Origin of the sequence: Aeromonas sp. S12(2024), assembly GCF_041402305.1 — a bacterium.
GTDB lineage: Bacteria > Pseudomonadota > Gammaproteobacteria > Enterobacterales > Aeromonadaceae > Aeromonas > Aeromonas veronii.
Genome location: NZ_JBGLRB010000051.1, coordinates 1 through 577 on the forward strand (window position 1 = coordinate 1; position 577 = coordinate 577).

Annotated in this window: 1 protein-coding gene; it reads left to right on the plus strand. The window is 56.5% G+C overall.

Annotated elements, in window-relative coordinates:
• A partial coding sequence (locus tag ACB035_RS20485) for a hypothetical protein (protein WP_371168035.1) occupies positions 1-577 on the plus strand: 577 nt, incomplete at both ends.

The following is a 577-nucleotide window of genomic DNA, read 5'->3' on the forward strand; positions in this document are numbered from 1 at the left end:
GGGATGGCACGCACTCCTGCTATAACAGTGCCGAGAAGGTCTTTTACAAAGGCAGGTATGACTTTGACGCGCGGGGGATGCGCCGCAACGACACCCTGTCCGGCTGGCCGGTGGGCAAAACGCTGGCTGGTGCATTCCGGCACTGGGATGGCAAGACTTACTTCATGTGGAATGACCAGACCCATAGTACCATCGAAATCAAAAATGGTTCTCTGGATGGTATTGGTGTACCTATCTCAAATTGGACGCGCTGGATTTCCTATCCCACAGAGAAGAAAACCCTGGTGGCCGCGTCGAGGGTGGCCAACTATTGGTTCATGTTGCTTTGGTCGGATGGCACACACAGCGCTGCCGATACGAACGGATTCCCACTTCTTACGATAATCCCCCCATCCCGATACCGCCCCAATGGCTACTACGGCCTGCCCACGACCAAGACCGTGTGCGCAGCGGATTATTTGGGGGTAGAGAACTCCTTCCGGGTGTTCTGGCACGACGGCACCCACTCCCAGATTGAGGGCAGTCTGGTCACCAACCGGGATGGCTTTGATGCCCAGGGCTATCGCAGCAACAGCGC